Raw genomic sequence first — 3829 nt, forward strand, 5'->3', positions numbered from 1 at the left:
CTCAGCTCGGCGCGATCGCCGGGCAGCGGCGCGGGTGCGCGCGCATCCCGCCCCCGGGCCTGGTGTTCATCCAGGCCCGCCGGTGGCCGCATCTGCCAGCGTGCGCCCAGGTCCACCAGGGCCTGGGCCTTGAACGACGGCTCCAGCGCCTGGATGCGCGCCACCAGCGGCGGATGCGTGGCGAACAGCGACGAATAGCCCACGCCGTCGCCGAACAGCATGTGCGCCACTTCCTCGGTGTCCCGGCTGGTCAGCTTCGAGCCTTCGCCCAGGCCGGCGATCTTCTTGAGCGCACCGGCCAGGCCCTTGGTCTGGCGCGTGAACTGCACGGCCGACGAGTCGGCCAGGAACTCGCGCTGCCGGCTCACGCCTGCCTTGATCATGCGGCCGAACAGCATGCCGATCGAACCCACCGCCACCAGCCCCAGCGCCACCGCCATCACCGGCAGCGCGCCCCGGGAACTGCCGCCGACGCGGCCGTGCACCAGTATCTTGCGGCCGACGATGCCCAGCACCAGGATGCCGAACAGCACGCCCATCAGGCGGATGTTCAGCCGCATGTCGCCGTTGAGCACGTGGCTGAACTCATGGGCGATGACGCCCTGCAGTTCATCCCGGTTGAGCTTGTCCAGCGCGCCCCGGGTCACGGCGATGGCCGCGTCACTGCTGGAATAGCCGGCCGCGAACGCGTTGATGGCGGCCTCCTGCTCCAGCACGAAGATCTGCGGCACCGGCACACCCGAGGCGATGGCGACTTCCTCGACCACGTTGCGCAGGCGGCGGTAGTGGAAGTCGTGCGTGTCCTCGGGCACCGGTGTGCCGCCCAGCTGCGTCGCCACGGCCGCGCCGCCCGCGCGCAGGCTGGAAATCCGGAACATCGAGGCGACGCCGATCACCGCCAGGGTGCCCAGCGTGGTGGCGATGACGGCCGCCCACCTGGCGCCGGGCAAGGTGGCTTCGTTGAAGCCCCCGCCCACCAGCAGCACGATGAAGTTCATGGCCACCACGATGGCCGCCACGGCCGCCGCGAACAGCAGGACCAGCCGCTTGGACTGACGCCGGGACTGGTCCTGGCGCTCAAAGAAATTCATGCGCGTGGCGCCTCCGCAGGAAAGCCCCCGACGCAAACCGGCGGGGGCGACGACGTCAGAACGAAACCTTCGGCGCCTGGCGCTGCGCCGGATCGGTGATTTCGAGCAGGGCGGCGGCAAGGAAGCTGAACATGCCGGCGATGATGTTCGACGGGAACACCTCGCGCCGGTTGTTGTAAGCCATCACGCTGTCGTTGTAGGCCTGACGGGCGAACGCGATGCGGTTCTCGGTCGAGGTCAATTCCTCGGTCAGCTGCATCATGTTCTGGTTGGCCTTCAGGTCCGGGTAGGCTTCGGCAACCACCATCAGCCGCGACAGTGCGCCGGCCAGGCCGGACTCGGCGCCGCCCAGGGCCGCCATCGCCGCAGGATCGCCAGGATTGGCTTTGGCGGCGGCCAGCCCACTGACCGCGGCAGCGCGCGCCTGGATCACGGCCTCCAGCGTTTCGCGCTCGTGCTTGAGGTAACCCTTGGCCACTTCCACCAGGTTGGGTATCAGGTCGTAGCGGCGCGTGAGCTGCACGTCGATCTGTGCGAACGCATTCTTGAAGGCGTTGCGGGCGGTGACCAGGCCGTTGTAAATCCCCACGCCCCAGAACAGGCCAATGGCCGCGATCACGACCAGCACGAGCAATGTCATCATCATTTCGTGTCCCCTGTATTCAGGCCGCTGCGCGGTTGCCGCGTTAGAATGGCCTGGTCTCGCCAGCATACGTCGGTCATGCCACTCAAGAAAGCCGCCCCCCCGGGTATCACCACCCTCCTCGTCCTGGCCGCCTCGCTGGGCTGGGCGGCATCGCTTGCCGCCGCGCCCGGCACCGGCAAGGCGCCCGACTTCAGCGCCCAGGCCAAGGAAATCGAAAGCCTGGCCGACACCCTGGTGCAGCAATCGCGCATCCCCGGCATGGCGATGGCCATCGTGCAGGACGGCAAGGTGGTTTCCGCGCGGGGCTACGGCGTGGTGGACAGCCGCAACCCGCAGCCGGTCGGCCCCGACACCGTGTTCCGCATCGCGTCCTTGTCCAAGGCGTTCGCCGGCACCATCAGCGCGATCCTGGTCAGCGAGGGCGCCATGTCCTGGGACAGCCCGGTGTCCAACCAGCTGCCGGCGTTCGCCCTGCGCGACCTGCAGGGCGCCCAGCGCCTGACGGTGCGCGAGATTCTCAGCCACCGCGTCGGCCTGGGCTACAACACGTTCGACCGCGACCTGGAAGCCAACCAGCCCTATCCGCTGCTGGCCGAGAAACTGTCGGAAGCGCCGATGGCCTGCAGCCCCGGCGACTGCTACGCCTACCAGAACATCGCTTTCAGCCTGGTCGGCGACCTTGTGTTCGCCACCACGGGCGACTTCTATTCGCACCAGGTCGAGAAGCGCCTGTTCCATCCGCTGGGCATGTACGGCGCCACCTTCGGCCGCGACGGGCTGGAAGCCAGCCCGAGCTGGGCGCGACCGCACGTGCGCAGCGGCGGCAAGTGGCTGGCGGTGCGGCCGAAGGAAACCTACTACCGCATCCCGCCGGCTGCGGGCGTCAACGCCAGCGTCAACGACATGGCGCAGTGGCTGATTGCGCAGATGGGACACCGCCCCGACATCCTTTCGGCCGAACTGCTCAACGAGATCCAAACCCCCCAGGTATCCACGCCAGGCGAAATCCGCGGCGGCGGCTGGCGCCGGGAGCGGCTCAAGAGTGCCTACTACGGCCTGGGCTGGCGGATCTACGACTACGCCGGCCACACCCTGGTCTTCCACGGCGGCGCCGTGCAGGGCTACCGGGCGATCGCGGCGTTCCTGCCCGACCGCGACATCGGCGTGGTGATTCTGTGGAACAGCGAAAGCGGCATGCCCAACGGGCTGTTGCCGACCACGCTGGACCGCGCCCTGGGGCTGCCCAAGCGCGAATGGCTTGCGCCCGAGCCCGTGCGCGCCGCCCCGCGCCGCCGGCGCTGAGCTCCGCCCCGCCGGCCCGACGCCTGGGCCGCACCGTTCCCATGGATACAAGAACGCCGGCGCAAGGCCGGCGTTTTTGACTGAAGCTTTCCTGGAGCCTCCCCCCCCGCCTGGGCAACACGGGGAGAGAGTCCGGATTACAGCGTTGGCAGTTCCGTCTTACAGCGACGGAGCAACCGGGGCGGCCGGCATCGCAGCAGCCTTGCGGGCAGCAGGCTTGCGCGCTGCCTTCTTCTTGGCCGCCGGCTTCTTGGCAGCCTTCTTGGCGGCCGGCTTCTTGGCAGCCTTCTTGGCGGTCTTCTTGACCGACTTCTTGGCAGCCTTCTTGGCGGCCGGCTTCTTGGCAGCCTTCTTGGCGGTCTTCTTGACCGACTTCTTGGCAGCCTTCTTGGCGGTCTTCTTGACCGACTTCTTGGCAGCCTTCTTGGCGGTCTTCTTGGCAGCCTTCTTGGCGGTCTTCTTGACAGCCTTCTTGGCGGTCTTCTTGGCCGGCTTCTTGGCAACCTTCTTGGCAGCCTTCTTCGCGGTCTTCTTCACTGCCTTCTTGGCAGCGGCCTTTTTCACGGTCTTCTTGGCGGCCTTTTTGGCCGGCTTTTTCGCAGCTTTCTTCGTAGCCATGGTGTCAACTCCTCGTCAGTTGGCGTTTGGACTGCCCAGTCACAAAGCCACCGCCACGGGAGGATTCCCGCGGCGCACCGCCGCCGCGCTCGATGCGCGGAGGACGGGTTGGGGCCGGCGCATGCCTGCGCCGGGAATCAAAACGCCCGGGCCGAGACCGGTCCGGGCGTTG

The 3829-nt window shown here is 67.8% G+C and carries 3 protein-coding genes and 1 pseudogene; 1 reads left to right on the forward strand and 3 read right to left on the reverse strand.

Translation table 11 applies throughout. The features are described from left to right. Positions 1 to 1091 (reverse strand): M48 family metallopeptidase (locus K0M70_RS06645; protein WP_290780835.1); only part of this gene is annotated, 1091 nt, incomplete at its 3' end. A 55-nt stretch (positions 1092 to 1146) separates the two neighbouring features. After that, entirely contained in the window at positions 1147 to 1731 is a 585-nt protein-coding gene (locus tag K0M70_RS06650; protein ID WP_290780837.1) for a LemA family protein, read from the reverse strand. 81 nt (positions 1732 to 1812) lie between these two features. On the opposite strand from K0M70_RS06650, the pseudogene K0M70_RS06655 reads away from it, so the two are divergent. Beyond that, a pseudogene (locus K0M70_RS06655) lies at positions 1813 to 2997 on the forward strand (serine hydrolase domain-containing protein); the annotation flags it as partial. 201 nt (positions 2998 to 3198) lie between these two features. Here the strand turns inward: K0M70_RS06655 and K0M70_RS06660 are convergent. Continuing rightward, on the reverse strand, positions 3199 to 3657 hold the full coding sequence (locus K0M70_RS06660) for a hypothetical protein (RefSeq protein WP_290780839.1): 459 nt from the start codon (positions 3655 to 3657) through the stop codon (positions 3199 to 3201). Positions 3658 to 3829: the final 172 nt, after the last annotated feature.

The sequence above is a fragment of the Arenimonas sp. genome, from assembly GCF_019459675.1.
In the GTDB taxonomy this organism is placed as follows: domain Bacteria; phylum Pseudomonadota; class Gammaproteobacteria; order Xanthomonadales; family Xanthomonadaceae; genus Arenimonas.

Coding starts and splice junctions, on each gene's coding strand:
- K0M70_RS06650 (WP_290780837.1), bottom strand. CDS start 1,731: ATGACATTGCTCGTGCTGGTCGTGATCGCGGCCATTGGCCTGTTCTGG.
- K0M70_RS06660 (WP_290780839.1), bottom strand. CDS start 3,657: ATGGCTACGAAGAAAGCTGCGAAAAAGCCGGCCAAAAAGGCCGCCAAG.